The organism is Pelagibacterium halotolerans B2 (genome assembly GCF_000230555.1).
Lineage (GTDB): Bacteria > Pseudomonadota > Alphaproteobacteria > Rhizobiales > Devosiaceae > Pelagibacterium > Pelagibacterium halotolerans.
This window is the reverse complement of the sequence record NC_016078.1, coordinates 3624859-3649993: the sequence shown is the minus strand read 5'-3', so window position 1 is coordinate 3649993 and position 25135 is coordinate 3624859. Positions and strand designations below refer to the sequence as shown.

23 protein-coding genes are annotated in these 25135 nt (G+C 61.6%); 13 read left to right on the top strand and 10 right to left on the bottom strand.

The window, feature by feature from the left end:
• Positions 1 to 5: 5 nt before the first annotated feature.
• The 8 genes from KKY_RS17925 to KKY_RS17890 form a co-directional block, all read right to left on the bottom strand.
• Positions 6 to 2099: a HAMP domain-containing methyl-accepting chemotaxis protein gene (locus KKY_RS17925; protein ID WP_014132802.1), complete on the bottom strand. Its 2094-nt coding sequence runs from the start codon at positions 2097 to 2099 to the stop codon at positions 6 to 8.
• Positions 2096 to 2593 carry a chemotaxis protein CheW gene (locus KKY_RS17920; RefSeq protein ID WP_041528886.1) on the bottom strand — a complete coding sequence of 166 codons (498 nt, stop codon included), beginning with the start codon at positions 2591 to 2593 and terminating at the stop codon, positions 2096 to 2098. The genes KKY_RS17925 and KKY_RS17920 overlap by 4 nt, the downstream gene beginning before the upstream one ends.
• Positions 2590 to 4620, bottom strand: coding sequence for a chemotaxis protein CheA (locus tag KKY_RS17915; protein WP_014132800.1), 2031 nt, complete (start codon positions 4618 to 4620; stop codon positions 2590 to 2592). Before KKY_RS17915 ends, KKY_RS17920 begins: the two co-directional genes overlap by 4 nt.
• On the bottom strand, positions 4617 to 4985 hold the full coding sequence (locus KKY_RS17910) for a response regulator (RefSeq protein WP_014132799.1): 369 nt from the start codon (positions 4983 to 4985) through the stop codon (positions 4617 to 4619). The genes KKY_RS17915 and KKY_RS17910 overlap by 4 nt, the downstream gene beginning before the upstream one ends.
• A gap of 2 nt (positions 4986 to 4987) precedes the next feature.
• Entirely contained in the window at positions 4988 to 5443 is a 456-nt protein-coding gene (locus KKY_RS17905; RefSeq protein ID WP_014132798.1) for an STAS domain-containing protein, read from the bottom strand.
• Between the two features lie 450 nt (positions 5444 to 5893).
• Positions 5894 to 6964, bottom strand: coding sequence for an HD-GYP domain-containing protein (locus tag KKY_RS17900; RefSeq protein WP_014132797.1), 1071 nt, complete (start codon positions 6962 to 6964; stop codon positions 5894 to 5896).
• 39 nt (positions 6965 to 7003) lie between these two features.
• Positions 7004 to 8164: a hypothetical protein gene (locus KKY_RS17895; protein ID WP_041528885.1), complete on the bottom strand. Its 1161-nt coding sequence runs from the start codon at positions 8162 to 8164 to the stop codon at positions 7004 to 7006.
• A gap of 70 nt (positions 8165 to 8234) precedes the next feature.
• Positions 8235 to 9206 carry an aldo/keto reductase gene (locus KKY_RS17890; RefSeq protein WP_014132795.1) on the bottom strand — a complete coding sequence of 324 codons (972 nt, stop codon included), beginning with the start codon at positions 9204 to 9206 and terminating at the stop codon, positions 8235 to 8237.
• 222 nt (positions 9207 to 9428) lie between these two features.
• Between KKY_RS17890 and KKY_RS17885 the strand changes: the two genes are divergently transcribed.
• The 11 genes from KKY_RS17885 to KKY_RS17835 all read left to right on the top strand — a co-directional run bounded on the left by KKY_RS17885 (position 9429) and on the right by KKY_RS17835 (position 20660).
• Positions 9429 to 10463 carry a GntR family transcriptional regulator gene (locus tag KKY_RS17885; RefSeq protein ID WP_014132794.1) on the top strand — a complete coding sequence of 345 codons (1035 nt, stop codon included), beginning with the start codon at positions 9429 to 9431 and terminating at the stop codon, positions 10461 to 10463.
• A 39-nt stretch (positions 10464 to 10502) separates the two neighbouring features.
• Positions 10503 to 12041 carry an ABC transporter substrate-binding protein gene (locus tag KKY_RS17880; protein ID WP_014132793.1) on the top strand — a complete coding sequence of 513 codons (1539 nt, stop codon included), beginning with the start codon at positions 10503 to 10505 and terminating at the stop codon, positions 12039 to 12041.
• Between the two features lie 68 nt (positions 12042 to 12109).
• Positions 12110 to 13285, top strand: coding sequence for a M24 family metallopeptidase (locus KKY_RS17875; RefSeq protein ID WP_014132792.1), 1176 nt, complete (start codon positions 12110 to 12112; stop codon positions 13283 to 13285).
• Between the two features lie 51 nt (positions 13286 to 13336).
• On the top strand, positions 13337 to 14317 hold the full coding sequence (locus tag KKY_RS17870) for an ABC transporter permease (RefSeq protein ID WP_014132791.1): 981 nt from the start codon (positions 13337 to 13339) through the stop codon (positions 14315 to 14317).
• A gap of 5 nt (positions 14318 to 14322) precedes the next feature.
• Positions 14323 to 15168: an ABC transporter permease gene (locus KKY_RS17865; protein WP_014132790.1), complete on the top strand. Its 846-nt coding sequence runs from the start codon at positions 14323 to 14325 to the stop codon at positions 15166 to 15168.
• A gap of 25 nt (positions 15169 to 15193) precedes the next feature.
• Positions 15194 to 16138, top strand: coding sequence for a succinylglutamate desuccinylase/aspartoacylase family protein (locus KKY_RS17860; protein ID WP_014132789.1), 945 nt, complete (start codon positions 15194 to 15196; stop codon positions 16136 to 16138).
• Between the two features lie 233 nt (positions 16139 to 16371).
• Positions 16372 to 17373 carry an ABC transporter ATP-binding protein gene (locus KKY_RS17855; protein ID WP_014132788.1) on the top strand — a complete coding sequence of 334 codons (1002 nt, stop codon included), beginning with the start codon at positions 16372 to 16374 and terminating at the stop codon, positions 17371 to 17373.
• Entirely contained in the window at positions 17363 to 18337 is a 975-nt protein-coding gene (locus KKY_RS17850) for an ABC transporter ATP-binding protein (RefSeq protein WP_014132787.1), read from the top strand. The genes KKY_RS17855 and KKY_RS17850 overlap by 11 nt, the downstream gene beginning before the upstream one ends.
• 9 nt (positions 18338 to 18346) lie before the next feature.
• The gene (locus tag KKY_RS17845; RefSeq protein ID WP_014132786.1) at positions 18347 to 19582 is read left to right on the top strand and encodes a metal-dependent hydrolase family protein; all 1236 of its coding nucleotides are present in this window, start codon (positions 18347 to 18349) and stop codon (positions 19580 to 19582) included.
• Between the two features lie 6 nt (positions 19583 to 19588).
• Positions 19589 to 19966, top strand: coding sequence for a CidA/LrgA family protein (locus KKY_RS17840; RefSeq protein WP_014132785.1), 378 nt, complete (start codon positions 19589 to 19591; stop codon positions 19964 to 19966).
• A complete protein-coding gene (locus KKY_RS17835) occupies positions 19959 to 20660 on the top strand; it encodes an LrgB family protein (RefSeq protein WP_014132784.1) in 702 nt (233 codons plus the stop codon). Before KKY_RS17840 ends, KKY_RS17835 begins: the two co-directional genes overlap by 8 nt.
• 98 nt (positions 20661 to 20758) lie before the next feature.
• Here KKY_RS17835 and KKY_RS17830 read toward each other — a convergent pair whose 3' ends face one another.
• Together KKY_RS17830 and KKY_RS17825 are read right to left on the bottom strand one after the other, a co-directional pair.
• Complete coding sequence (locus KKY_RS17830) at positions 20759 to 21265, bottom strand: GAF domain-containing protein (protein ID WP_014132783.1); 507 nt, start codon at positions 21263 to 21265, stop codon at positions 20759 to 20761.
• Positions 21266 to 21367: 102 nt separating this feature from the next.
• Positions 21368 to 22399: a LacI family DNA-binding transcriptional regulator gene (locus KKY_RS17825; protein ID WP_014132782.1), complete on the bottom strand. Its 1032-nt coding sequence runs from the start codon at positions 22397 to 22399 to the stop codon at positions 21368 to 21370.
• A 276-nt stretch (positions 22400 to 22675) separates the two neighbouring features.
• Here KKY_RS17825 and KKY_RS17820 point away from each other — a divergent pair, with 276 nt between their 5' ends.
• Together KKY_RS17820 and KKY_RS17815 are read left to right on the top strand one after the other, a co-directional pair.
• Positions 22676 to 23701 (top strand): NAD(P)-dependent oxidoreductase, encoded by a 1026-nt coding sequence (locus KKY_RS17820; protein WP_420864536.1) that lies wholly within the window; start codon positions 22676 to 22678, stop codon positions 23699 to 23701.
• 107 nt (positions 23702 to 23808) lie between these two features.
• Entirely contained in the window at positions 23809 to 25086 is a 1278-nt protein-coding gene (locus tag KKY_RS17815) for an amino acid ABC transporter substrate-binding protein (RefSeq protein WP_041528884.1), read from the top strand.
• Positions 25087 to 25135 lie beyond the last annotated feature (49 nt).

Here is a 25135-nt window from a genome sequence, read left to right as displayed (position 1 = left end):
CCCGATCAGGCCGCGCCGCGGCGGGTGAACTGGGTGTCCAGATCGTCCTGGCCTTCATCCAGATCGAGGTCGAACCCGCCACCCGAAGAAGCCGAACCCTTTGTGGGCGCCTTTTTCATATGGGGGGCACCGGCCAGAATCTCGCGCTTGAGATCGGGCTTGGCCGAAGGGGCGGCAACCGAATTGGCCGGGGCGGGTACAGCGTTGCCGTCGACGCGGAAATACCCGATCGCGGCCTGGAGCTGTTCGGCCTGGCTGGCCAGTTCCTCGGAGGTTGCAGACATTTCCTCGGCGGCCGAGGTGTTTTGCTGGGTCACCTTGTCGAGCTGCTGGATAGCTGTGTTGATCTGGGCGGCACCGGCATTCTGCTCACGGCTGCCGGCCGAGATTTCCTCGACGAGTTCGGCAGTCCGCTGAATGTCGGGGACCAGCTTGGAGAGCATTTCGCCGGCCGACTGGGCTGCCTTGACCGTGTCGCCCGAAAGGGTCGAGATTTCGGCCGCCGCGGCCTGGCTACGTTCGGCAAGCTTGCGTACTTCGGACGCCACGACCGCAAAGCCGCGGCCGTGTTCGCCCGCACGGGCCGCTTCCACGGCGGCGTTGAGAGCGAGCAGATCGGTCTGGCGGGCGATTTCCTGCACCACCATGATCTTTTCGGCGATGGTCTGCATGGCGCTGACCGCATTGTCGACGGCTTCACCCGAGGCGATGGCATCGGCCGCGGACTGGCGGGCGATCTTTTCGGTCTGGGAGGCGTTGTCCGCCGACTGCTTGATGGTTGCAGCCATTTCCTCCATGGAGGCCGAGGCTTCTTCTGTCGAGGAGGCCTGTTCGGTGGCGCCCTGGCTGAGCTGTTCGGCGGTTGCCGACATTTCCTGGGAACCGGCGGCGACATTGCGGGTCGCTGCGGTGACCTCGGCGACCACTTCGCGCAGCTTGGCGGTCATGGCGTTGAGCGCCTTGATCAGATCGCCCACTTCGTCGTCGGATTTGTTGTCGGCGGTGGCGTTGAGATTGCCGTCGGCGACATCATTTGCAAGACGCACGGCGCTGGAAAGAGCCCGGGAGATCGAGACGACGATCCAGGTGGCGGCCAGGGCGGCGATGAGGGCGGAACCAACCAAAAGGCTGATCAGCAGCAGCATCGAACTCTCATAGAGCGCTTGAGCCTCGGCGTCGGCCTGAACCATGATGTCCTGGTTGCGATCGATCATGGCCTGCAGGATCGCATCCGCCTCACGGCGCAGCACGCTGGCGCTTTCCAGCTCTTCCAAGGCAAAATAATCGCCGTTTTCGACGCTGATGGCCACGGCGCTGTCCATGGCGGCGACCATGTCGTCATAGGCGTCGCGGGCGGCGTTGAACAACGCCATGTCCGACATCGGCATCGTGCGCTGCATGTCCGGTATTCGTTCGGCATTGGCTTGCACGCCGGTCAAATAATCGGCATGCCATGTTTCCTGGAGCTCACGGTCCTGCGATGCGGCCAGAAGCACGTTGCGCTGCTGGCGGAACATGTCGGTACCGGTCAGGAACATTTCAGTGGCGGCCCGATAGGCGGGGAAAGCCGAAAGATCGCCAGCGTCAACCTTGCGCTGCAACGAGGTCCGTAGCGCCGCCATGGTCTCCTCGAACACGCCAAGCGTACCGCTGCCGTCACTGCGGCTGACGGCGAGCGCGGCCGCATCGGAATTCTTGAGTGTCAACTCGGTCGCCCGGTTGACCGAGGCCCACAGCTCTTCGAGCTTTGTGCCAAATGCCGGCAGCTGCTCACGGATGAAGGGGTCTTGTGCATTGGCATCGAGGGCGGCAAGGCCATCGACCAGTTCGTCGTAGTCGCTGCGGATCGAGGCGACATAATCGTCCTTTACCACGGGGTCGGTGGTCAGGATCTGGGCGCGGATGCGCGAGCCAAGGCTTTCAAGGCTGGTCTGCATTTCCGCCGAGGTGACCAGATTGGCCGACCGGACATTGACAATGGTTTCGAGCTCGGTGTTGAGCTGCCCCAAATTCTGCAGGGCAATGAACATGCTTCCTGCCGAAAGGGCGACGACCACGCCGAACACGGTCGCCAGTTTTGTCTTGATCGTTAGTCTCACAGTGCAGACCTTTCTTCTGATGCTGCAGCGGGCGAATTTCTATCGCCCGGTGTTTCAAATATCCGTTCCATGTCCGGGATGATGATGAAGCCGCCATTGCGCTTGCCGATGCCCTTGACGAATTCGGGCCGCCAGCGCATGCCGACCTTGGGTGCCTCTTCGATCGAGGCGGCCTCTATGTCGGTGACGTCGTGGACCTTGTCGGCAAGGATGCCGGCAACAGTGGGCTCGCCGCCGATATTGACCTCCATGACGACGATGCGGGTGTCCTCGTCGGGCTCGGGCCGTTCCATGCCGAACATCACGCGCAGATCGGCGAGCGGAACGACGCGTCCGCGCACATTGATGAGCCCGCCCACAAAGGCTGGGGTATTGGGCACTTCGGTGATCGGCACGAGATCGAGGATCTCACGCACCTGGCTGGCTTCGACGGCGAACAGTTCATCGTCGAGGCGGATGGTCAGGGCGTTCATAGACGTGGCTGGGGTGCTCATGCGGCCCTCCCGCTCAGGCTGTAGCCTTCGCCCTGAGGCTGGCCGGATGCGACAAGGTGAGCGGTGTCGAGGATCAGTGCCACTGTGCCATCGCCCAGAATGGTCGCGCCCGAAAAGGACTTGATCGACGAATGCAGCTTGGAGAGCTGCTTGATGACGGTCTGGTTGTTGCCGATGATCTGATCGACAACCAACCCCACCCTGCCATCGCCCGACGAGACAATGACCACCTTCTGGAAAGGCTCTGGAGGTGCCGAGGTGCCGAACACTTCGCGCAATCGCAGATAGGGCACGAGCGAGCCGCGTATATCGAGGAAATTGCGCCCCTTGGCGTGCGCTTCAATGCCTTCGGGCAGTTCCACGCACTCCTCGACGGCGGCCAGCGGGATCGTGTAGCGGCCATTGCCCACACGCACCAGCATGCCATCGATGATGGCCAGTGTCAGAGGCAGGCGCAGCGTCGCTGTGGTGCCCTGACCGGGGATTGTCGTGAGGTCGATGGTGCCGCGCAGCCCGTCGATCGTGCGCTTGACCACATCCATGCCCACGCCGCGACCCGAAAGCGAGGTCACTTCCTTGGCTGTCGAAAAGCCCGGCGCGAAGATCAGGTGATACAGTTCCTGCTCGGTGAGCTTGGTGTCGGGCGTTATCAGCCCGTTTTCCTCGGCCTTGGCGCGAATGCGCGAGGCGTCGAGTCCGGCCCCGTCATCGGACACCGAAATGGCGACTTCCGCGCCCGAATAAACAGCCGAAAGCCGAACTGTGCCCTTGGCCGGCTTGCCGGATGCCGCCCGGGCCTGGGCGCTTTCGAGCCCATGGTCCATGGCGTTGCGGATGAGGTGGACCAGCGGATCGGCCAGGCGCTCGATCATTGTCTTGTCGAGCTCCGTGTCCTCGCCGGCGGTCACGAATTCGATGGGCTTTCCCAATTCGCCGGACAGATCGTGCACGAGGCGCCGGAACCGGCCGAACAGCGAGCCGATGGGCACCATTCGGATGCCCATGGAGGTATCGCGGAGCCCCGAGGAAAGGCGTTCGAGTTCCTCGGCGATCGTCTTGAGCGCCGTATCCGAACTCGTTGCGGCAATCTGGGTCAGGCGGGCCTGGGCGATGACCAGTTCACCGACGCGATCCATCAATTCGTCAAGCCGTTCGGCGGGTACGCGCAGGGAGGTGGCAGCGGTACGGTCGGGCTCTGCCCTGTCTGCCGGTTTGGTGCGCTTGGCGGGTGGTTTCGCGGTCGCTGCGGGCGCTTCGGCAACCGCAACGGGCGTGACCTCCTCAGGGACATCCGCGTCGGAAGCGGGGGCCGCATCTTCGAGCCGAGACAGGGTCAGCTCCATGCTGTCGCGCAGGAACATGAAAATGTCGTCGATCGCCGCGGCGGGATCGGCGGCCTCGATATCGACCTGCCAGCCGATATGGGGGACTTCGGGATCGAGACTGTCGAGATCGGGGATGCGGTCGGTCAGGGCCAGGACCCGATTGGGCCCAAGCTCGGCGAGTTCCTCGAGCAGGAGGATCGGATTGGTGCCGAAGGCAAGACAGTCGGACGGAAGATAGAAGACCAGCCGCCACCATGTCGGCGCATCGGCCGAGGGTGCAGTGTCGGCAAGCGGCGCTTCGACAACCTTGTCGCTTTCCCGCGCAGGAGTACCGCCATCCACGATGATGCGCAGCGTCGCGAGAATTTCATTGCCGCCCGAAACTTCGGCATCGGGCTCTTCGATCAAACGATGAATGTGATCCTTGGCTTCGAGCGCAACTTCAATGAGCGCCTTGTTGGCGGCACTTTGACCCTTGCGGACCCGATCGAAGGCGGTTTCGAATTCATGGACAAACTCGGCAACGCGTGTGAAGCCGAACATCGCACCCGACCCCTTGATCGTGTGAAGGGCCCTGAACGCGAAATTGATCAGATCGGAATTGGCGGGATCCTGTTCGAGATCGAGCAGACCGGCTTCGAGCTGTTCGAGAAGCTCGCGGGCTTCCTGGCGGAACGTATCGGTGGGATCGGAAACGTTCATGCGCCAACCACCTTCTTGATGATGGCGAGAAGCTGGTCCTGCTTGAAGGGCTTGACGATCCAGCCGGTGGCGCCGGCTTCCTTGGCCTGGCGCTTGAGGTCGTCGTCGGATTCGGTGGTCAGGAGGATAACCGGTATCCCCTTGCTCGCCGGATGGGCGCGATATTTGCGCACGAACTCGATGCCGTTAAGCACCGGCATGTTGAGATCGGTCAGAACCGCATGGACGGGCTGGGCTATCGCCTTGTCATAGCCTTCGGCTCCGTTGGCGGCCTCGATGACCTCAAAGCCGGCGGCTGTCAGGGTCATGGACACCATCTGGCGGATGGACGCGGAATCGTCGATGGTCAGTATTGTCTTGCTCATGGTCAGTGTCCCGCCTGGTTTGCGTTGGTCCCGTTCCAGAAGCCGGCATTGTCCTGCGCGGGAGTCAAAAAGCCGCCGGACGCCAGAACCTCGTGCAGCGGCGCGCCGATCGGCGTCAGCATTTCCAATGACTTGCCCAACTGCTTTGCCTTGGCCCTGGCGGCCAGCAGCGTCTGCACCGTGGTGATGTCGGCGGCTGAAAGCGTTTGGGTGTCAATGGCGACGTGGGGGTGTTCGGAGAGGGCCCGGGCGAGGTTGGCCGCGACATTCTGTGCGGATTTTATGCCGGCGTCACCACCCAGAACGAGCGTGTGACGGTCTTCATTGGGCATGGGCGGCGCCCGATGAGCATAGGGGTGTGGATGACATTCTGTCTCTCCTGCCGTTGCGATGGCCGGGAGCAGAAGGTGCAAACCATTCTTGCCGACAATCGCGCCGCTCCAACGCAGCACGACCATCCACAGTGTATTCCCCCGGAATATGGAAATACACTTACATCCAATGATTAAACATCGGTTACAATTTTATAGTTTCTCCAAATGCATTATTCATCAATACAGCTATCAAATTTGAAATAAAACTGGTTATTACTTTATTTCTTCGGAATCTTTCATGAATCCATCGTTCCGACATCCGAGTCGTTCCGCCTTTGATTCGGAATCGACTCGCGGAAAATAGAACACAAATACTTTGCCCTGCTCTTGATTCCCGCATCGGGCCGGGCTCCAGTGTCGGTCCGAGTGCTTGACCGACCCTAAAAACTGCCGCCAAGGCAAATCGAATAGGGCAGGTTGGCTGTCGGACTTGCCGGTGATGATCGATCGCCATGATCGCGCGCAGCCGCTAAGGCGGCTGGCTCAGAGGCACCGGCCGATCACAACCACGTTATGGGAAATGCTTTTTGGGGGTTAAAAGCCTGCCGCCCGGGGCAGGCCGTCGCCACCGAGCAGGGCGTTGATCGCTGGCCATTTGGCGCGGAAGGCCGCAACGCAGCCGGGATCGAAATGACTGCCGCTGCAGCGCACGATTTCGGCATAGGCCGCCTCGACCGTCCATGCGGCTTTGTAGGGTCGCTCGGAACACAGGGCATCGAACACGTCGGCAATGGCCACGATGCGCGCTTCGACGGGTATGTCGGTGCCTGAAAGGCGGTCGGGATAGCCGGTGCCGTCCCAGCGTTCGTGGTGACTTTGCGCAATGAGTTCTGCGGTTTTTATGAGTTCGGACGTGCCGCGCTCGAGAATGCGCGCGCCGATGGTCACGTGTTCCTGCATCCTGGCGAATTCCTCGGCGGTCAGCTTGCCGGGCTTGCTCAGAATGGCGTCGGCGATACCGATCTTGCCGATATCGTGCAGGGGAGCCGCCAGATAGATCATCCGGCACCTCTCTTCGGGCAGCCCGATACCCTCGGCGATCAATTGGCTGATCTGGGCGACGCGCGAGACGTGTTCGCCGGTATCGCCATCGCGATATTCGATGGCACGGGCCAGCCGATAGATGATCTCTTCTTCGCGGGCCAGAAGGTGAGCGGTGGCCCGCTCCACTTCCCGGGCCAGCCATTGCGCGCGATCGGCCAATTGCACCTGCGCCTTGCGCAGGGCCAGAAGGTTGGCGACGCGGGCCTGCAACTCGGTCGGATCGAAGGGCTTTTGCAGAAAGTCGGAGGCGCCGGCCTTGATCGCGTCGATGCGGACCGCCTTGTCGGAATCTGAGGTCACCATCACGATGGGAACCAGACTGTAGGCCGGACGGGCACGCAGGGCCGCGGTGAACTCGACGCCATCCATTTCGGGCATTATGTGATCGACGATCACGAGATCGAACTGGTGCTCGCGGCAAAGCTGGATCGCCTCGCGCGGATTGAGACACAGCTCGATCTCACCAGGCACCACTTCGCCGATGATATGGCCGATCAGCGCAAGGCTGGACCGGCTGGGCGCAACCCCAACGGTCCGTGACGACGGACTATGGCGGGCCAAACCTTAGGGCGAGCTTAATTTGGCGACGCGAATGACCGCCTATTGCCAGTATTTTGCCAGTGTGGTGGGCGTGTGCATGGTGCCGTAGAGATAGTGCCAGAACCGTTTGCGTTCGGAAGCCGGAACATCGTTCCAGACCTTTTCCACCGCCACATCCCCGCACCAATATGCATAAACGAAGGGCGCCCTGAGGTCGTGATGGAGAAAGGCCAGCCGTCCCCTGACCGTGTGTTCGGTTTGATAGCCCTGGGTGGCGATGATCGGCGCGATCTCGTCGATCGGCTTTTTCTCTTCGTGCATCATCCATGCCGCGTTGCAGCGCAGGGCGCTGCGCAGGCGCTGGAGCGCCACGGCGATCTGATCGCCGGGAGTATCCAGCCAGTCGAGGAAGGCCATGCCGTTGTCGGCAATACCTTCAAACAGCGCGCTCGAGGCCGAACTTGTGACCACCTGCGCGCCATCGAGTGGCATGGAACCATCCGCTACATAGCGCTCCCGCAGACCCAGATGCACGAGGTGACCCGGAAACGCCTCGTGGGTTGCCAGATGCTTGAGGGCATAGACCGTATAGGGGAAATCGAGGTTGAGCAGAACTTTCCGCCCCGGATAATCGCAATATGCGGCAAAGGGCTTGTCCGTGACCCCGACCGGCTCGATCCATTCATGGGAAAAGTCATACATCGTCGCAGCGCGCCGGCGCGACTGCCTGAGCAAATCCTCGAGCACCAGGATGACCGTATCGCGCGGTACGATCGTGTCCTTCTCCCAACGGGTGATGTCGGCCGCCAGATCGCCGCCGCGATAGCCCAACTCGTCGAGCCCGTTGCGGATCGTTGCGCGGTAGGTGTCTAAAATATCGTCGCCGATCACCGTCGTATCGACCCGGATCTGGCGCCTGAGCCGTTCGGCAAAGCCTATCGGCCTGCCCTCGAAGGTGTCCATCAGAGCATTGAGGGAATCGATCATTTCGCCGAGGTAATCGACGCGCAATTGCTCGCCGGTCCCGCTGTCGAGCGTTTGAGAAAGCTTTGCCAACGCCTCCCGGGCGTCGGCATAGCGGGCAAAATTGCGCGGCTCGATGGCGGCCACCGCCACCGGGATCAAACCTTCGGCGTCGAGAAAGCCCTCACCTTGCTTTTGTGCCCTGTAGAGCCGATCGATGCCGGCGGTGATTTCTGCGAGGTCCTGTCCCGGTTTCATCCTCAACTCCCAAATCCTTGTTTCGCTCTTTCGAACCGCAAAACCGGTTCCCACTCTTGCTGAAAGCGCTCTAAACGTGCCCGGCTACGGTTTTCGGCCGATAGGGTGCTTCCATCAGCGCCACGTCCTCCTCGGACAACTCGACCTCGAGCGCCGCGATCGCGTCATCGAACTGGTGCAGCTTGGAAATGCCCACGATGGGCGCGGTGATACCGGGGCGCGAGGCGACCCAGGCATAAGCGATCTGGGCCATCGGGCGGTCGTGACGCTCGGCCACGGTCCGCACCGCCGCGATCACCGCCTCGTCCTGGTCGCGGGTCGCGTCATAGAGCGCGTTTGCTGTCTTGTCGGTCTGCGAACGGGTGGTCGCGTCGCCGCCGCGTCCGGCCAGACGGCCGCGGGCCAAAGGGCTCCAGGGGGTCACGCCAATGCCCTCGGACCGGCAGAGCGGCAGCATTTCGCGCTCTTCCTCGCGATACATCAGATTGTAGTGGTTCTGCATGCAAACGAACGGCGCCCAGCCATTGGCCCGCTGCATACCGATGGCCTTCATGAACTGCCAGGCATGCATCGAAGAGGCGCCGAGATAGCGCACCTTGCCGGCGCGAACGACGTCGTTGAGCGCATCGAGGGTTTCCTCGAGCGGGGTGTCGTAGTCGAAACGATGAAGCTGATAGAGATCGATATAATCGGTGCCCAGGCGTTTGAGACTGGCGTCCACCGCCTCGAACACATGCTTGCGCGACAGGCCGCGGTCGTTGGGGTCGTCGCTCATGGGATTATAGAGCTTGGTGCCCAGCACCAGCTTGTGGCGCGGAACATCGGCAAGGGCGCGCGCAACGACAATTTCGCTTTCGCCCCGCGAGTACATGTCGGCCAGATCGAAAAAGTTGATGCCCAGATCAAGAGCCTTGGCAATGATGGGACGCGAGGCGTCTTCATCGAGCACCCAGGGCGCCCAGGTCGACGAGCCGAACGTCATGCAGCCCAGAACGAGCCGCGACACTTTCAGGCCGGTTTTTCCAAGGTTGATATAATCCACTAGTACACCTTTTTCTCACAAGAATCAGACCGCTGCAGCGGCACCGGACTCCTTACACCCATCAAAGCAAGGGCGCTTTGTCCAAAGCCCGCCTACCTCCTTCGGCATAAATGCACAAATAAATGGCGTATGCAAATTGTGTACAAAAAAATCTCACACCCTCTTGCGCTAAAAAAAATACCGTGCAACCGTTGAGGTGTACTGAACTGATAGCACACTTAAATGTTCACGCTAGACGCATCCAGCATCGACAAGTCGCTTCCCGTTCCAGTGGGAACGCAGCTTCATGGCCTGCTCGCCTATATGCTCAGCTTCGGCGACATCCCCGACGGGGCAAAGCTGCCGTCGGTCCGGCAATTGGCAGCCGATATCGGGATTGCGCCGATGACCGTGGCGCAGGTCTACAAGCAGCTTCGTGACGAGGGGCTCGTGGAAATGCGCCATGGGCTCGGTGCCTTTGCCATTCAGGACCCCAAGATACGGCTCCCAGGCTCGAACCCACTCGATGCGCTGCGCGGAGATATCGGCGCGCTGATCGAGAAGGCCGACAATCTTGGCATTTCCACACTGTCACTGATCTCGATGATCAATGCGCAGTCGCAATTCCCCCGCGGCGGCGACGGGCTCAACATCGTCTTTGTGTGCATATTCGAAGGCCCCGGGCGGGATTATGTCGAACAGATCCGCCCCGTTCTGGCGCCCGAGGACAAGGTGCGCCTGATAACGCTGGACAGTCTTGCCGGCTCGGACACGTTGCGCGAAGCGTGCCGTAAGGCCGATCTTGTGCTGACCTTCGTCAATCGCGAGGCCGAAGTGCGCTCGCATGTGGACAGCGACAACCTTTTGGGACTGCGCTTCATTCCCTCCGAACAGACGCGGCAGAATCTGGCGCGGCTCGATCCGCGCACCAGGGTCGCAGCGGTCACCCATTTCAAGGAGTACATAGCGATAATGCGCCCCAGCGTGCGCGAATTCGCTCCCCATGTTTCCGACATCAGGGTGACGTGGTCCTCGGCTCCCGATCTTGAGGAAACGCTGGCCCAGTGCAACGCGGTGATCTTTGCCTCCGGCGCCGATCATGTCGCCGAACACGTGCCTGAGGGCACCCCCTGTTTCGAATATCGGCACGCCCCCGATCCGGGCGCCGTCGAAAATGTCCTCGCGCCCCATCTTGCCGACATCAGGCGGCAGAAATCGCGAGGGCTCCAGACAAGTCACCCGTCCCAGAAGGTGGCGGCAAGACCCAAGGGAAACTGAATTTCATCCACCATGGCTGATTTACCAAAGGGAACAATCATGAAGGCATTTCTCCTTTCCACCACGGCGGCCATCGCCGTCACACTGGCTCCGGCCAGCACGCTTGTTGCGCAGGAAACCGATACGATCGTCATCGGTACCGACGTGGATGCGGGTACACTCGACCCGCGGCTGACACGCGATACGACAGCGTCGCGTACAGCAAACCTGATCTATTCGGGCCTCGTTGAAATCTCGCCCAACCTCGAAGCGGTGCCCGAGCTTGCCGAGAGCTGGGAAAGCCCGGATCCGCAGACAATCATCTTTACGCTGCGCCCCGACCTTACATTTTCGGACGGTAGTCCGCTGACCGCCGAGGACGTGGTGTTCACCTACGAGACCATCCTCGACCCCGACTTCAACGCCCCCCAGCGTGCGCTCTATACGCCGATCGACTCGATCGAGGCGGTCGATGAGCGCACCGTGCAGTTCAATCTCTCGGCGCCTTACGCGCCGCTGCTCTCCTATCTGGACATGGGCATTGTTTCCAAGGCCGCTGTCGAAGGGGGCACCGACATCGCGCTCGAACCGATCGGCGCCGGCCCGATGAAGCTTGCGGCCTGGAACAGCGGCAGCGACATCGAACTCGAAGCCAATGAAAACTATTGGGGCACGGCTCCGGAAATCGAGAACGTCACGCTTCAGATCATCGGTGACAATTCGGCCCGCGCCCAGGCGTTCGAAGCCGGCGATCTCGACGTTGTCCAGTCCCCGCTTTCGCCGCAGGACATCGAGCGGCTGGCCGATGACGACCGTTTCGGCAATGCCATCATGGCCGGACTTGGCGTCACCTATCTCAACTTCAATGTCTCCGATCCGCTGCTGTCGGACCCGGAAATGCGGCAGGCTTTCGCCATGCTGGTCGATCAGGACACCATTGTGAACCAGATCTATCAGGGCGTGGACGAAGTGGCCCAGTCGGTATTGCTGCCCACCTCGTGGGCGTTTGACGAGTCGATCTCGCAGCCGGTCTTCGATCCGGCGGCCGCTGTCGAAAAATTCGGCGAACTGGGTTGGACCGATACAAATGGCGACGGCATCCTCGACAAGGATGGCGAACCGCTCCATGTGGTGCTCTCGACCCACAGTGAAGACCCCAACCGGGTGCAGTCGGTCGAATATCTGCAGGCGGTGTTCCAATCCGCCGGTGTCGATGCGGAAATCCAGATCAGCGACTGGCCATCGTTCTCGACCAATTACGTGCAGCAGGGCCAGCACCAGATCGCCCTGCTCGGCTGGCTGAACCTTGTCGATCCCGACCGGCTGCTCTACGCCCAGCTCACCACCGATGGCTCGACGAACTGGGGCGGCTATTCCAACCCGGAAGTCGACGCGCTGCTCGAAGAGGGCCGTTCGAGCCTCGATCAGGCCGAACGCGCTGCTGCGTATCAGGGTGCCGCTGAAATCCTCGCCGAGGAGCTGCCCTATTACATCATCTCGGCCCAGGGCTATCAGCTGTTCTATGCCAACGACCTTCCGGTCGAGGTCGAGGCCAACCCGCGCGGTACGCTGCGCGGCCTGATCGGGCTTTCCGACTGAACGCCTGGGACCGGCGCGCCAATCGCGCCGGTCCCATCTTGTCCCTATGCCATTCTCTGGAGCCCGGAATGACTTTCCATCAGGTGCTCGGCGCCGATTTCTACGCCAAGGTCCACGCCGATATCCGCAAGCGCATGGCGGCTGCGGACATCGATCTGCTGTTGCTCGATTCCAATGACGACGTGATCTACACGACCGGGTTTTCCCACTACACGACAGAGCGCCCCGTGGTCTTTGCAATCACCCAGGACGGCGCCTGGCTCTTGATCCCCGAGCTCGAACGGGCCCACGCGGCGCACCAGAACATCGCCGCCGAGCCGATCGTCTATTTCGAATTTCCGGGCGTCGACAAACCCTTTGACGTTCTGGGCCGCGCCTTTCCGGACATAAAGGGCACAATTGCCTACAGCCACGCGATTTCGCTGGCGCGGGTTGGCCAAATCGAAGCGGCGTTTCCCAATGCAAGGGCCTGCAAGCCAACCAATCTGGTTCAGCAGATGCGGCTCATCAAATATCCCGAGGAGATCGTTTTGCACCGAGAGGCGGCGCGGATTTCCGACGAGATGGTCAAAGCCGGCGTCGGCCTGATCGCCGATGCCATGGCCTCGGGGGATACGCTGCCGAGCGAGATCGAAATCGAATCTTTTGTTTCGCGCCACGCCATGAAGATCATGCATGAGGACCATGCCGATCTCATGTTGGTGCAGGGGCTGGCGAGCGGGCTTGTCTATTCGGGCGCGCGCTCGGCCTTTCCGCACGGCATGCCGACGGGCAATCCGGTCAAGCGCGGCGAGAGCATTATTCTCTCGCTCGGATGCCGGGTGGGCGGGCGCGCCGCCGAAAGCGAGCGGACACTGTTCATCGGTGAACCGACCAAGGAGCAGGAAGGTCACTACGCGGTGGCGTTCGAAGCCCAGCGCATGGCCACCGCGGCGCTGATTGCGGGGCACACTTGCGCATCGGCCGACAATCTGGCGCTCGCCTATATCCGCGACAGCGGCATGAGCGAATATCTTTTGCACCGAGTCGGGCACGGCATGGGCGTGATGTTCCACGAGCCGCCCTGGGTCGAAGCCGGCGACGACACCATTTTGAAGCCCGGCATGGTGACCTCGAGCGAGCCGGCGATCTTTGTGCCCGGATTTGCCGGATATCGTATTGCGGACACAGTGCTGATCGCCACCGAAGGTCCCGACAGCATGACCAGATACCCCCGCGCCATCGACCAGGTGGTGATCGGCTGAACCGTTTGGAACAATGACTCTTTCCTCACAAACACATTTGAGGTGGACGCCATGCTAGCCTATGTTGCCCGCCGCCTCCTTCTGATGATCCCCATGGCGATTGGCATGGTGGTCATCACATTCGGACTTCTGCTGCTCATTCCCGGCGATCCCGCCGCGGTGCTGCTTGGACAGGAAGCTTCAGCCGAGGCTATCGAAAACCTGCGCAACAGCCTGGGCCTCAACGATCCCTGGTATCTTAGGCTCTGGGACTATTTCGCCGGGCTCCTGCAGGGCGATATGGGCACATCGATCTTCCAGAACCGGCCCGTGGCCTCGATCATCGCAACCCGGCTGGGTGCGACGCTCGAACTGGCCATCGTTTCGCTGATCCTTGCCACGGTGATCGGGCTGACGCTCGGTGTGATCGCGGCGATCCGTCAGGGTTCATGGGTCGATACCGCCACCATGCTGTTTGCCCAGCTCGGCGTCTCCATGCCGGTCTATTGGCTGGGGTTGCTGCTCATGCTGGCCTTCGCGGTCATGCTCGGCTGGCTGCCGGCGGTCGGGCGCGGCGTGCCGCTTCCCGAAGCGATCGGGGCGATGTTTGCCGGCAATTTCGGACCCATCTGGGATTCGCTCTCCCATCTCGCCCTGCCCGCCATCGCGCTGGCGGCCAATTCGGCGGCCGTCATTTCACGGTTGGTGCGGGCGTCCATGCTCGAGGTTCTGCGCGAGGATTTCGTGCGCACGGCCTATGCAAAGGGGCTGCGCCGCCCGCGGGTCGTTATCCGGCATGCGCTGCGCAACGCGCTCTTGCCGGTGCTTTCGATCATCGGGTTGCGGTTTGGCGCCCTTTTGGGCGGGGCGGTTCTGACCGAATCCATCTTTGCATGGCCGGGCCTCGGCCAGCTCACCATCTCGGCGATCTCCCAGCGCGACCTGCCGCTGATCCAGGGCATCGTTCTGACCTTTGCGATCATCTTTGCGCTGGTCAATCTGATCGTCGATCTCCTCTACGCCGCGGTCGATCCGCGCATCAGGCTCGGATAGGACCCATGCGCATCCCAAAGGCTTTCAAAAACACATCCCTTGTCGTCGGCGCGCTGATTTCGCTCGCCATCATCTTCTGCGCCATCTTTGCGCCGTTTGTCGCAACGCACGGGGTGGAACAGATGGACATGATCAACCGCTTTGCCTGGCCGACACCGGGCCACATTCTGGGCACCGACAATTTCGGGCGTGATCTGTGGTCGCGTCTGGTCTATGGCGCGCGCGTCTCGCTCTCGATCGCCATCATCTCGGTGGCCTGCGCGGCCGTGGTCGGCACCGTTGTCGGACTGGTCTCGGGCTATTTCGGGGGCTGGGTCGACCAGCTTCTGATGCGGATAACCGACATCTTCCTGGGGTTCCCGCCGCTGGTTCTGGCGCTGGCCATCGTTGCCGTGATGGGACCGGGCATCACCAACATCTCGTTCGCCATCATCATCGTCACCTGGACCGAATATGCCCGCGTGGTGCGGGCCACAACGCTCGTGCTGCGCGAGCAGAATTACGTGCAGGCGGCACGGGCGCTGGGCGCCAATCCGGTCCGCATCCTGTTCCGCGAGGTGCTTCCCAATGCGTTCGGCCCGATCATCGTTCTGGCCTCGCTGGGCCTGGGCACGGCGATCATTTCGGAATCGGCCCTGAGTTTCCTCGGTTTCGGCCTTCCGCCCCCCACCCCGACCTGGGGCTGGACGCTGGCCTATGGCACCCGGTTCATCCGCGACGAGCCCTGGCTTTCCATCATTTCGGGCGCGACGATCATGATCACCGTGCTCGGCTTCAATCTCCTGGGCGATGGCCTCAGGGACATATTAGACCCCCGCCAGCTTTCGCGCAGCGGCGGCAAGTCCAAATAGACGCGATTAAAAGGACACCACAAGAATGGTCAAATCCATCAACCCCATTCGCCACAAGTTCACAACGCTTGCCGACGGCTCGGATGCCGTTCTGCTCATGCATGAACTTGTGGGCGAAACGGACGGACCGACGGTTGGCATCTCCGCCTCGATCCATGGCAATGAGAACACCGGCACCCAGGCCATCCTCGAATTGTTCCGTCTTTTGAAGGATACCCCGCTTTCGGGCCGCATCGTGTTGCTGCCGGTTGCCAACCCCTCCGCGTTCGCGGTCAACCAGCGCTTTGCGACCCACGACAAGGTCGATCTCAACCGACAATTTCCCGGCTCGCCCAGCGGCACCTACAGCCAGCAGCTCGCCCTGGCAATTTCCGACGAGTTCCTGCGCAAGATCGATATCCATATCGATCTGCATTCGGGCACAGATCGCCCCACCGTCGATTACGTCTATATCTGGAACGATGAAGAGCTGTCGCGCGCCTTCGGCTCAACCGTTCTCTATCGCCCGGTTCCCGACAAGCAGGGCACCGTCTTTGCCGGCACATCCAAGGCGGTGACCATCGAGGAGCGCGGGATCCCCAGCGTCGTGGTGGAACTGGGCGGCGGCATCGTCGATCAGACCCCCTATATCGAGCGGACGGTCAATGGCGTGCTCAACATGCTGCGCGTGCGCGGCATGATCCCCGGCGATGTGGCGCCCAACCCCAAGCAGATCGTCTGCAACGAACTGGCCGGCATCCGGCCCACCCAGGGTGGCCTTCTCGAGCCGCTGTGCCCCGCCAATGGCGAAATCATCAAGGGCGGTCAGCTTCTGGGACGGGTTGTGAGCCCCTATACGTTCGAAACGCTCGAAGAAATTCAGACCCCGTTCGAAAACGGCGTGATGATCATGCAGCACCTGACCCGCAACGTCGTCGAAAGCGGCGATTACGGGTTCATGGTGGGCAATCTGGACGGCGCGACCGACTAGAGCGTGTCCAGCAAAAGTGGAAACGGTTTTGCGGTTCGGACACGCGATAAAACAAAGGCTTAGAGCCAAGGATTTGATTCAATCAAATCCTGAACGGCTCTAAGCGTTCGGAAGCGCGACGAGACAGGAACCCGGATCATTTCGCCGTTTCAATCAAACTGCAAAATGATCCGGCCCGCCCGGCCGGTTGCCAGATTTAGGCCGGGCGGCCCCATTCAAAGAGGATGATTGCGATGAGCGCATTCGCCGAAAAGCCAGACCAGACGCCGGCCATCGCGGTCAGCGATCTCGATATCGAAATCCGCGGCGATCGCGGGTCGTTTCCCGTCGTCCAGGACATGAGCCTGTCTGTCGCGCCGGGGGAAACACTTTGCATCGTTGGCGAAAGCGGGTGCGGAAAGTCGATGACCGCACTGGCCCTGATGCGTCTTCTGCCCGAGGCGGCGCGCGTCACGGGCGGCGCCATCGATATCGCGGGCAAGGATTTCCTGGCCTTCGATCAACGCAAGGTCGAGGATTTTCGCGGCGAAGAAATCGCCATGATCTTCCAGGAGCCGCTGACCGCGCTTAACCCTGTGCTCACAGTGGGCGAACAGATCGCCGAATCGGTGCGCCAGCATCGCAAGGTTTCCCATCGCCAGGCGTTCAGGCGGGCCATCGAAGCGCTGCAGATGGTGCAAATGCCAGACCCCGAGCGCCGGGCGCGGCAATACCCCCACGAGCTTTCCGGCGGCATGCGCCAGCGCGCTATGATTGCGCTGGCTCTGGCGTGCGAGCCGAAAATCATCATCGCCGACGAGCCGACGACGGCTCTGGACGTGACCATCCAGGCGCAAATTCTCGGATTGATTTCCGAGCTGCAGCACCGGCTGGGCACAGCCCAGATCCTGATTACCCACGATCTCGGCGTTGTGGCGGAAGTGGCTGACCGGGTGATCGTCATGTATGCGGGGCGCCGGGTGGAAGAAGCCAGCGTCTATGACCTTTTCGACAATCCGATCCATCCTTACACCAAGGGCCTGATGGGCGCGGTTCCGCGCTCGGGTCTGGCCGAAGGCGGGCGGCTGACCGATATTGCCGGCACCGTGCCTCCGCTCTGGGACCTGCCCAAGGGCTGTGCCTTTGCGCCGCGCTGTCCGGGCGCTTCAAAACGATGCCTTGAAGAGCGTCCGCCCCTTGTTGAAAAATCCCCCGGCCACATGGCCGCCTGCTGGGAGCATGACGATGCCGCCTGAAACCGCCCCTCTTCTGGCCGTCGATAATCTCGAAGTCCATTTCCCTATCCGGGCCGGCGTGTTCAAGCGTCAGGTCGGTGCGGTCAAGGCCGTTGACGGGGTGAGTTTTACCCTCGGACGCGGTGAAACCCTCTCGCTGGTGGGCGAAAGCGGGTGCGGGAAATCGACCACCGGGCTGGCACTGATGGGGCTGGTCAAGCCGACCGGCGGCCGCGTGCGGTTCGACGATCAGGAGATCACGAGCTTCAATGCCAGCGCGCTCAAGGATTACCGCCGGCGCATGCAGATCGTCTTTCAGGATCCGTTCTCCTCGCTCAACCCGCGTCAGAAGGTCAAGGACATCATCGGGGCGCCGCTCGACATCCACAATGTCGGAACGCGCGCCGAGCGCGAAGCGGAAGTGGCCAGCCTGATGGACCGGGTCGGGCTGCGCCCCGATCAGGCAGACAATTACCCGCACCAGTTTTCCGGCGGTCAGCGCCAACGCATCGGCATCGCCCGCGCCCTGGCGCTCAAGCCCGATATCATCGTGTGCGACGAGCCGGTTTCGGCGCTCGACGTTTCGGTGCAAGCGCAGATTCTCAATTTGCTCGCCGATCTGCAGAACGATCTGGGGGTGTCCTACCTCTCGGTCTCCCACGATCTTGGCGTTGTCGAACACATCTCGCACCGCGTTGCGGTGATGTATCTGGGCAAGATTGTCGAAATTGCCGACAAGAAGACCATCTTTGCAGCGCCGCGCCATCCCTATACTGAATTGCTGATGGGCTCCGCCCCTTCGCTCGATCCGCGGGCCAGGCACACATTTTCGGCGTCCAATGACGATATTCCCAGCGCCACCAACAAGCCATCGGGTTGCGCATTCCACACCCGCTGTCCGCTGGCCAGCGAGATCTGCCGCAAACACGACCCCGAACTGACCCCGCGCGTTGACGGGCAGCTCGTGGCCTGCCACCACCGATAGGATCGCCCCATGACCACAAGCTATCTGTTCACCGGCGGCAAACTTCTCGATCCCCGCGAGGGGACTTTGAAAGACGGACTCGATGTGCTCGTTACGGGCGATCGCATCGCCGAAATCGGCCCCGGCATCACCCTACCCGAGGGCACGCAGACCATCGCTCTCGATGGCCGCACGCTGATGCCCGGGCTTATCGATTGCCATGTGCATGTGGTGGCTGAAACGCTCGATCTGTGGGGCAATATGATCGCGCCCGCCTCGCTGGGGGCGCTGCGCGCAGCGTGGGTGATGACCGAAGCGCTTTCGCGCGGCTTTACTACCCTGCGTGATCTGGGCGGCGCCGATATCGGGCTGGTGCGCGGGGTCGAGGATGGGCTGATCGACGGGCCGCGTCTCGTCATCTGCGGCAAGGGGCTGACGACGACCGGCGGGCATGCGGATCTGCGCCAGCGCACCGACGATCGCCCGGGCCTGTTTTCCGACCGCGTCGGCTCGATGGGGCTGATCGTGGATGGGGTGGACAATGTCCGCGCCGCCTGCCGCACGCTGATCAAGGAGGGGGCCCATTTCATCAAGGTGATGGCCAATGGTGGGGTGTCCTCCCCAAACGATCCCATCCATTCGATCCAGTATTCGCGCGACGAGATCGCCGCGATGGTCGAGGAGGCCGAAAACGCCGGGCTTTACGTTTCGGCCCACCTTTATACCGACAAGGCGATCCGCCGCTGCGTGGAACTGGGCGTCCATTCGCTCGAACATTGCAATCTGATCGAACCGGAGACCGCCAGTATGGCGGCGGAAGCGGGCTGTATCGCGGTGCCGACCCTTGTCGCCTATGAGGCGCTGGCCATTGAGGGCAAGCAATTGGGGCTGGGCGCCGCCGAGTTCGAAAAGATCGACGTCGTGCGCAATGGCGGTTTGAAATCGCTCGAAGTCATGGCCGAGGCCGGTTTGCCCATGGCGTTCGGGTCCGACCTTTTGGGACAATTGCGCAAATATCACTGCATGGAATTCGAGCTTCTGGCCAAGGTGCTCTCGCCCGCCGAAATCATCCGCTCGGCGACAACGATCGGCGCGAAACTCTGCCGGCTCGAAGGTGAAGCGGGCGAGATCGTAAAGGGGGCCTCCGCCGACATGATCGTTATCGATGGCGACCCGCTCGCCGATATCTCCCTGCTCGGGGGTGACGGCGCGCATATGCCTTTGATCATGGCGCGTGGCCGCCTGCACAAATCGGCGCTGGTCTAGCCATTCATGCTGTTGGGGCTTTTCGTTCTTCTCGCCTGCCAACTGGCCGGAGACATTATCGCGAGAGCGTTTGCGCTGCCAGTTCCCGGGCCAGTGATCGGCATTGTCCTCTTGCTGGCGGTGATGCCCATCGCTCGCTATCTGCCCAAGGGCGAACGCGGCACAGGCGGACAGATCGAGACCGCTGCCGATAGTTTGCTCGGCTGGCTTGGCCTGTTTTTCGTGCCGGCCGGAGTGGGGATTTCACAGCATTTCGATCTTGTCGCTGCCAATGGCCCGGCACTGGCGCTCGTTTTGATCCTCTCGAGCGCTTTGACCTTGGTGGTTACCGTCTGGGTGTTCATTATCACCCGGCGCCTGACGGGAGCGCGCGGCGATGAGTGACGGGCTCTGGGTGTTTCTTGCCGCCAGCCCGCTGTTCTGGCTGACACTGACCATCGGGGTGTTCCTTCTTGCCAGTCACCTCGCCAAAGCCAGCGGCAATCATCCGCTGGTCAATCCCGTGCTGATCTCGGTCGGTGTCCTCGTCGCGATCCTGCATCTGACCGATACCGCGTACACTGAGTATTTCGCCGGCGCCCAATTCATCCATTTTATTTTGGGACCGGCAACGGTGGCGCTGGCCATTCCGCTCTGGCGGAACCGTGCGCGAGTGCGGGAGCTGGCCGTTCCCATCCTCGCCGCGCTTCTCGTCGGGGCACCGTTTGCAATGTTTTCCGCCGTTGCGATCGCCAAGGCGTTCGGGATGCCCGAGACGCTGCAACTGGCGCTCGTTCCCAAATCGGCCACGGCGGGGATTGCCGTGGGCATTGCCGAGCAGGTCGGCGCCAATGGCTCTCTGGTTGCGGTGCTCGTGATCGTCACCGGAATCATCGGCGCAATCATCGTCACCCCACTGATGAACGCCATGAGGATCAAGGATTACGCGGCGCGCGGCTTTGCCGCCGGGCTGAGCGCCCATGGCATCGGCACGGCCCGCGCCTTTCAGGTCGATCCGCTGGCCGGCACGTTTTCCGGGCTGGCCATGGCTCTCAACGGTATCGCAACCGCTGTCCTTGCCGGCTGGCTGTTTTCCTAGAGCATTTCCGCTTTTCTTCGAATCGCGAAAATCCTCTAAGTTGTTGTTTCGTCGCGCGTCCGAACCGCAAAACCGTTTCCACTTTTGCTGGACGCGCTCTAGCCCAGCTCGGCAATCTCGCTTCTGAACGCATCGATGAGATAAGGGGCAACGCGCAGGGCGATGGCGAGTTTTTCCTCGTCGTAATGATGCTCGGCATCGAGAATGGCGATGGTGCCGAGCAGCGTTTTTGCACTGATGATCGGCACGTTGATGGCCGAGCCCAATCCCAGCGAAGCGATCAGTTCATGGTCGAAAAACGCCCAGCGGATAGCGTCCATGTCGCGCCCGAGAAATGGCTGGTGCCGCTTGATAACCAGATCGCCCCAGGGCGTATCCCCCATGGGCTTGCGTCCCGAGAGCGGATAGGCCGTCTCGTTGGTGCTCCAGAACCGTTGCACCTCTTTGCCGCCAGGCAACACAAGGAGGAGCGTGAACAGTTTGTGCCCGACAAGTTCGGCAAGCGCCGTATCGGCGGCGCGATAGAGGGCCGGCCTGTCGTCATTGGCCAGCACATTGGCAAGGCGATCGAAGATGGCGAGCTGGGTCTGGGCAGAGGGGGGCATATTTGTCGTTCCATGGAGCGGTCTATTCGCCCCAAGGGTTGGCAGCCCTGGCGCACAAGATCAAGGAAAAGACGGCGTCCGACTTCCACGGGCGCGCAATCTTTAGGCCCCCATTGCCCCAATGGGCCCCGTGCTGCCCCGGATTATCAGTTTTACCGGCAGGACCGTCTCGGGTGGAACCGGATTGCCATCGCCATTGATGATCTCGAGCAGCAGGCGGGCCGCCGTCTGGCCGGCTTCGAACTTTTCGGTTCTGACCGTCGTCAGGCCCGGCGGGATGCGATCAAGAAATGGAATATCATTGAACCCGGTCACCGACACGTCCCGGGGGCACGACAGACCCTTTTGGGAAAGCGCCTCCAAAGCCCCGAGCGCCAAGCGGTCGTTGGCGCACAGGATGCCGGTTATCCGAGGGTTGGCCCGCATCACGAGATCGGTGCAGCGGGCGCCCTCTGTCTCGTCGTAGCGGCTTGCCGGCACCACCGCGGCGGGTACGATTTGTATCCCGAGCTTGCGGCTGGCCGTCTCGAAGGCCGCGAGCCGCTGCTTGCCGGTGGAAAATACCGTGGGCCCGGCAACGTGGCCGATATGAACGTGCCCCAGATCCATCAGGTGCCGCAGCGCCATTTCGATGCCGGCATCGTCGTCATTGGTGACGCAGGGGATGTCGGAATTCTCGAGCCGGCGATTCAGCGTGACCAGTGGCAGGCCCTCCCGGGCCATTTGCGCGACCTTGGGGTCGTGCCGTAACACGGCAACGTGGATAATGCCGTCCACCCCCCTCTCCTGGAGCACGTCGAGAAGACGATCCTCGCGTTCGGGCAATCCGTCCGTATTGACAATGATCGCTGCATAGCCGAGCGGCTCGAGCACGCTCTCGATGCCCCTGAGGATCGGGGGGAACAGCGTATTGGTGATGTCGGGGATGATGACGCCCACGGTCATGGTGCGCTTGGTGCGCAATCCCGCTGCAAGGCGGTTGGGACGATAGCCCAGCCGGTCCGCCGCTTCCTTGATCCGCAGGATCATCTCGTCGGCCGGCGGCGTTCTCGCATTGGGATCGAGGGCACGCGAAACCGAGGAGACGTGCACGCCGACTTCCCTTGCGACATCCTTGAGCGTGGGTTTTTTCATTCAGACCCGACTTACCTCGAATGAACTTCTTCAAGCAAGAAGGTATCCCCGACCCTCTCCGAAACCTTCTCAGCATATGCATTTGGCCTCCTATACGCAATCGATTGCGAATATTTGTTGACCTTGCTCATATTGCCGTGCTACCAATCACGCAATCGATTGCGTAATTGGTAGCGTAATGGATTGCGAAAATCGCCGGGGAGTAGGCGAAAGGATCGATCAGGGCGGGGTCGGCACGCCGTCAGGGCAGCGCCGCGGTCCACTCGATCTCTCGCCATCCCCCATCGTTGCGCCGGACGCAGTCGCAGAAATCAATCCGAGGGAGCATTTGCAATGGGTTTGAGGGTCGGTTGGATTGGCATGGGCCGCATGGGCTATCCGATGGCCGAGCGTCTGCTGGATGCCGGCTATGAGGTAAGTGTCTGGAACAGGACACGGGCGAAGGCCGAACCTCTGGCAAAAAAGGGGGCAGTACTCGTTGATGCCCCACGCGACCTTAGCTCCGTCGATGTGTTGTTCACGATGGTCTCGACCGGCGCCGATGTCGAACAGGTCTATTTCGGACCCGATGGCGTGTTGTCGGGCGACGGAGCCGTTCCAAAGATCTTCGTTGATTGTTCCTCGATTGCCGTCGAGCAATCGGCCGACATCCGCAAGCGGCTTGCAGCGCGCGGAGCGCAACTGCTCGCCTCGCCGGTCAGTGGCAATGGCAAATGCGTGCGCGCCGGCAAATTGAGTTCGGTCGCGTCCGGGCCGCGTGAGATCTTCGACACCGTCGAACCGCTGATTGCCGCCATCGCGGGCCGGGGCGTCTCCTATGTCGGGGAAGGCGAGCTCTCGCGCTTCTGCAAAATCGCTCACAATGTGTTTCTCGGCGTCGTCATCCAGAACCTGGCGGAGATCACCATACTCGCCCAGAAAGCGGGCGTGCCGCGAGCGGCGTTTCTAGACTTCATGAACAATTCGGTCATGGGTTCGGTATTCACCCGCTACAAGGCCAATGCGCTGGTCAATCTGGATTGGACCACGACCTTCACGCCCGAACTGCTGCGCAAGGACCTCGATCTGGGACTGAGCTCGGCCCGCAGGCTCAATGTGCCCATGCCGGTCACGGCGGCAACGCGGGAGGCGTTGCAGGCCCATTTCGGCGCCGCCCGGCTCAAGGACGATCCGGAGGCCTATCTGGCCCTCGATTTCGCCGCGATTCTTGAAACCGTGGCACTGGGCGCCGGGATCGAGCTTGTCAGCGAGGGCACTCCTGTGCCGACCGGGCTGGAGGTTCCTGCCCAGGCGGCCGAATAGTCGCGGCGGCCGGCAGGCCGGCGCACCATCGGGTCTCGGGCTCGCAATAAGAAGAATGGCGGCCAATGCGCTGCATCTTTCACGATCGGTATTCATGGGAGGAAGATATGAAGACCGCATTCAAATTTCTGGCCGCTGCCGCCGCATTCTCGATGGTTGGGGGAGCCGCTTATGCACAGACGTTGAAGATCGGCGCATCATTGCCGCTCACGGGAGGGTTCTCGGTTTCGGGACAGAAGCACCAGGAAGGCTACGGGCTGTGCGTCGACCTGATCAACGAGAGAGGCGGCATTCTGGGCCGCGAGGTCGAGCTTGTCGTTTCCGACAACCGTTCGGACAACGCCACGGCCATCAGCCAGTATGAGCGCTTCATCAATGTCGATGGCGTCGAGGCCGTGTTCGGCACCTTCTCGTCGCGGCTGAGCTTTCCCGTGGCGAGCCTTCTTGCGCGAAACGGAATGGTGCATGCGCTGCCGGCCGGCGGCGCTTTGGGAATCTACACCCAGGGCCATGAGAACATCTATTACTTCCAGCCCAATGCCGCGGAATATGTCGGGGCATCGGTTTCGGCGCTGATCAACGATCTCATCCCCGAAGCAGAGCGCCCGCAGACAGCGGCGGTGGTTTCGGCGGACGATTTCTTTGCGAATGGCGTATGGGCCGGCCTGCTTGGCGAACAGGTCATCGACGCTGCCGACAACAGTCTTGTCGCCGACCTTGCGCCGGGCTATCTCGCCGAGGCGGGCATCGAGGTCGTCTATTCAGAACGCTGGCCGGAGGAAGGGTTCAGCGACTGGCTCAACCTCGCCAATTCGATCAAGCGGTCCAACGCCGAAATGATTATCGGGCTGACCGCCTCGGCCGAAGAAGCCGTACAGCTCACCCGCGCCCTCGCCACAGTGCAGGCCGAGGCCAAACTGGTCTATTTCAGCCAGGGAACGCAGGCCGAGTTCAGCGAAGGTACCGGCGCGTCGGGGGATGGCGTTCTCGTGCACACATCCTGGCACAAGGATGCGCCGTTCGAATCCATCCTTGGGGGCGAGCCCTTTTCGAACGCCGACTTCGTGGCGGCCTACCAAGAGGCCTATGGGGCGGTGCCGGACGAAGACGCGGCAATTCCCTTCGCTGTCTGCCAGGGTATCGAACAGGCGATTACCGGCGTCGGGTCCACCGACAATGCCGCGATGGGCGACTGGCTCTCCTCCCGCACTCCGGACGAACCGGTACGGACGATCCTTGGCCGCTTTAACTGGGACGAACGCGGCCTGCCGGTCGACAAGCCATTCCTCATGACACAGTGGAATGGCGGCAATCTGCAGTTTGTCTATCCCACCAACGAATTCGAGGGCGTGTCGCCCCTGGTCTATCCCAAGAACGGGTTCTGATCCGTCTGTGCGCCGGGCCCATGAGCCCGGCGCATCGGCACCACCAGTT

What these genes read in the sequence shown, in the direction of transcription:
- KKY_RS17860 (WP_014132789.1), top strand. Translation starts at nt 15,194, where the DNA reads ATGGTCAAATCCATCAACCCCATTCGCCACAAGTTCACAACGCTTGCC.
- KKY_RS17875 (WP_014132792.1), top strand. Translation starts at nt 12,110, where the DNA reads ATGACTTTCCATCAGGTGCTCGGCGCCGATTTCTACGCCAAGGTCCAC.
- KKY_RS17835 (WP_014132784.1), top strand. Translation starts at nt 19,959, where the DNA reads ATGAGTGACGGGCTCTGGGTGTTTCTTGCCGCCAGCCCGCTGTTCTGG.
- KKY_RS17855 (WP_014132788.1), top strand. Translation starts at nt 16,372, where the DNA reads ATGAGCGCATTCGCCGAAAAGCCAGACCAGACGCCGGCCATCGCGGTC.
- KKY_RS17850 (WP_014132787.1), top strand. Translation starts at nt 17,363, where the DNA reads ATGCCGCCTGAAACCGCCCCTCTTCTGGCCGTCGATAATCTCGAAGTC.
- KKY_RS17895 (WP_041528885.1), bottom strand. Translation starts at nt 8,164, where the DNA reads ATGAAACCGGGACAGGACCTCGCAGAAATCACCGCCGGCATCGATCGG.
- KKY_RS17830 (WP_014132783.1), bottom strand. Translation starts at nt 21,265, where the DNA reads ATGCCCCCCTCTGCCCAGACCCAGCTCGCCATCTTCGATCGCCTTGCC.
- KKY_RS17845 (WP_014132786.1), top strand. Translation starts at nt 18,347, where the DNA reads ATGACCACAAGCTATCTGTTCACCGGCGGCAAACTTCTCGATCCCCGC.
- KKY_RS17905 (WP_014132798.1), bottom strand. Translation starts at nt 5,443, where the DNA reads ATGGTCGTGCTGCGTTGGAGCGGCGCGATTGTCGGCAAGAATGGTTTG.
- KKY_RS17920 (WP_041528886.1), bottom strand. Translation starts at nt 2,593, where the DNA reads ATGAGCACCCCAGCCACGTCTATGAACGCCCTGACCATCCGCCTCGAC.
- KKY_RS17840 (WP_014132785.1), top strand. Translation starts at nt 19,589, where the DNA reads ATGCTGTTGGGGCTTTTCGTTCTTCTCGCCTGCCAACTGGCCGGAGAC.
- KKY_RS17885 (WP_014132794.1), top strand. Translation starts at nt 9,429, where the DNA reads ATGTTCACGCTAGACGCATCCAGCATCGACAAGTCGCTTCCCGTTCCA.
- KKY_RS17865 (WP_014132790.1), top strand. Translation starts at nt 14,323, where the DNA reads ATGCGCATCCCAAAGGCTTTCAAAAACACATCCCTTGTCGTCGGCGCG.
- KKY_RS17815 (WP_041528884.1), top strand. Translation starts at nt 23,809, where the DNA reads ATGAAGACCGCATTCAAATTTCTGGCCGCTGCCGCCGCATTCTCGATG.
- KKY_RS17910 (WP_014132799.1), bottom strand. Translation starts at nt 4,985, where the DNA reads ATGAGCAAGACAATACTGACCATCGACGATTCCGCGTCCATCCGCCAG.
- KKY_RS17870 (WP_014132791.1), top strand. Translation starts at nt 13,337, where the DNA reads ATGCTAGCCTATGTTGCCCGCCGCCTCCTTCTGATGATCCCCATGGCG.
- KKY_RS17880 (WP_014132793.1), top strand. Translation starts at nt 10,503, where the DNA reads ATGAAGGCATTTCTCCTTTCCACCACGGCGGCCATCGCCGTCACACTG.
- KKY_RS17825 (WP_014132782.1), bottom strand. Translation starts at nt 22,399, where the DNA reads ATGAAAAAACCCACGCTCAAGGATGTCGCAAGGGAAGTCGGCGTGCAC.
- KKY_RS17915 (WP_014132800.1), bottom strand. Translation starts at nt 4,620, where the DNA reads ATGAACGTTTCCGATCCCACCGATACGTTCCGCCAGGAAGCCCGCGAG.